Below are 3028 nucleotides of genomic sequence, written 5' to 3' on the forward strand. Positions count from 1 at the left end.
GGCTTGGATTGAGTGGTAAAATCGGAAGTGATCACCAATTTTAGAAGATAGTTTCCCTTTAAAAATCCCAACTCAGTAGATTTACAAAAATGAGATGTACCCGGTTAAACGCATCCAGAAATTTTTAGGGATAAAAACACATTTGCGGTAAACCAAGGGATTCTTCCCAACCCATCATGAGATTGAGACATTGTACCGCTTGTCCCGATTGTCCCTTAACTAAATTATCGATCGCTGACATCACTATCACTCGATCGGTTCTCGGATCCACTTCAATACCGAGATAACATAAATTAGTACCACAGGCCCATTTAGTTTGTGGATAGACTCCCCCCGGTAGGATTTTGACAAAGGGAGAAGCGCGATAAAAAGCATTGTAGATAGTGATCAAATCATCCCGCACCAGATTGGGATCCCGCAAAGTTGCATAGACTGTGGACAGGATACCCCGAACCATGGGCATTAAATGGGGAGTGAACTGGACGCGCACCTCATGACCGGCTAAATCACTGCAAATCTGCTCGATTTCGGGAGTATGACGGTGTTTTCCCGCTACATTATAGGCCCCGATCGAACTATCTGCTTCTGCCAATAACATATTAATCTTAGCCTGTCTTCCCCCTCCCGAAGTTCCCGATTTGGCATCAATAATCGTGGTTTCCGGGAGAATTAAACCCTGTTTTAACAGGGGAGAAATCGCCATTAAACTAGCAGTAGGATAACATCCGGGGCAACCGATCAAAGAGGCATTTTTAATATCTTCCCGATAAAGTTCCGGTAAACCGTACACAGCCGTAGATGCGATCGCTTGATCCTGACGTTCCTTGCCATACCATTTACTATAGGTTTCTAGGCTAGTAAAACGATAATCTGCCGACAGATCCAAAACTTTACACCCTTTGGCGATCAAAGGAGGGGCTAAATCACAGGCTAAACCATTGGGTAAACCCAAGAAAACCACTTGACAACGGGAGGCAATTATCTCCAAATCGATCGCCTCCACATTAAGATTAATGCTATGACCGAGATGGGGATATAAATCACTGTAGGGTTTACCGGCGCTACTATCGCCCCCCAGATAGGCTAATTCTACTAAGGGATGTTCTTTGAGCAAACGTACCAACTGTACGCCACCATATCCGGAAGCGCCGACAATACCCACTGAAACCTTCTGTTCTTGCGTCATTTCCCTTATTCCTAAAAATTCTGATCGTTAAGATAACGCTTTAGTATGGCTGAATTTTAGCCTAACCAGTGGGATTTAAATCAAAAAACTTCCTGTAAAAACCTAGTATCTCGGCCGGGTTGTCCCTAAACCGTCAATTTCTCTTGATCAATAGCCGTTTATCTTAATGATGAGGTACAAGGTTTTCCTTTTATGATGCCAAATTAAGTTAAACTTCATCCTTAGGAGAAAGGCTGTAATTCAATCCCCCATATTTAAAATTTTGATCGCACTGTAAATTCATAATCTCCCCCCGGTTCTAATTGATAATCATAGCGTTCTAAAAACCGATTCAAGGGTTCAAAAATCAAAGCCCTACCTAGGGAAGGTTGTACTGATAACTTGCCTTGAAGAAAATGCCATTGAAAACGCCATTGATATTCTTCCGTCCGCACTTCTCCCTCTAATTTCCCCGTTTGCCAAGATTGCTTAATTATCCGCACATAAGCCGTGCTTTCTGGTCGATTGCCGCCACTCACCTGAACCCTACCTATAGATTAAATATCAAACATTAAGATAGCGAATTAATCCTTGTTTGTCATTACTTGAGCTAATTTTCTCGACGCTATTCCGGGGAAGTGACTTCATTAACCTTAGAAACTAAGACATTTAATTGAAAAGGTCGCCCCATTTCCTTAGTAATAAATTCTTGCAACAATTCTACCTGTCTGGGGGTAATGCTTTCGGCGGTTCTTACCACTAATCTCACCCGGGGAGGCTGCTTGAGCCAATTAATTGAAGATTCCAATAATTCTGCCCGTTTAAAAGTAATCGTTCGTTGTAATAAAGCTTTTTTGATCAGCCTTTCTAAGCGAGCTTGATTGGCCAGAGTTGCAAAACTTATTCCTAAGGGAATTAGCAAAACTGCTGTCAGGATAGAAGTCAAAATTAGAGCGTTACGCGCCCGATGAAAACTAGAATAACCAGCCAGCAAAAAGACCAACAAACAGGCGAGAGCAATGCCTAATAAATTGGTAATATATAACAGAGTTGCCCCCAAACTTAGGATCCAATTGCCTTGGGATAATCCTAAACCAATCGTGCAAACTGGCGGCATTAAAGCCACGGCAATCGCTGTTCCCGCTAAAGTACCTGAAATTTTCGGTTCTATTTTGGCATAACCACTGATTGCCCCTGCGGTAATTGCCACTCCTAAATCTAAAAGATTGGGTTGAGAACGGGCTTGAATTTCACTACCAAATTCAGAAATTCCGATTAATAATCCTAGAAACCAAGCTATCGCTAAAGCGATAATCGTACCGACTAAAATCGCCAATGCTGACTTACGAATTAATCGCCAACTGCCAATTAAACCACCAAAAGCCAGACTACGAATCGGCAACATCAAAGGGGCAATAATCATCGCTCCAATAATCACGGCTGCACTATTGGCAACTAAACCAAAGGTAGCGATCGCACAAGAACTAACAATCAAAGCTAGATAGGGAAAATCGAGGGACGCTTCTAACCATAAATCGCGCCACATAGCCCGCGATTGTTGCCAGGTCAAGGGTTTTCTTGAGAACCACGAGTAGGGCCGTTCTTTTCTGGTCATGGGACTTAGGAAGATTAACTTTTCTTTTACTTATAGCTTTTTTTGTCTAATCAATGTATATTTGTATCATTTTCTTTAACTAATCTTACCGTTTTTTTCTTCGCCTCGATCGATGAAACCTCTTGACATCCTCACCGCCGTAAACGGACGGTGATTCCCAAACCTCACGATTTAGGTTTCTGCTTCTTTCCCTTGCGGGGTTCCGCACCTGCCTTAACAGATTTACTCTGTTCTGGTCTTATGGTCGC

3 protein-coding genes are annotated in these 3028 nt (G+C 42.5%); all 3 read right to left on the bottom strand.

Going from position 1 to position 3028, the window contains the following annotated elements; all coding sequences use genetic code 11:
• Window positions 1–124: 124 nt before the first annotated feature.
• On the bottom strand, window positions 125–1186 hold the full coding sequence (argC, locus tag IQ242_RS21045; protein WP_193961288.1) for an N-acetyl-gamma-glutamyl-phosphate reductase: 1062 nt from the start codon (window positions 1184–1186) through the stop codon (window positions 125–127).
• A gap of 254 nt (window positions 1187–1440) precedes the next feature.
• Entirely contained in the window at window positions 1441–1704 is a 264-nt protein-coding gene (locus IQ242_RS21050) for a DUF3146 family protein (RefSeq protein ID WP_193961289.1), read from the bottom strand.
• Between the two features lie 86 nt (window positions 1705–1790).
• A complete protein-coding gene (locus IQ242_RS21055; RefSeq protein WP_193961290.1) occupies window positions 1791–2780 on the bottom strand; it encodes a DUF389 domain-containing protein in 990 nt (329 codons plus the stop codon).
• Window positions 2781–3028 lie beyond the last annotated feature (248 nt).

Origin of the sequence: Microcystis sp. LEGE 08355 (genome assembly GCF_015207185.1) — a bacterium.
Lineage (GTDB): Bacteria > Cyanobacteriota > Cyanobacteriia > Cyanobacteriales > Microcystaceae > Microcystis > Microcystis panniformis.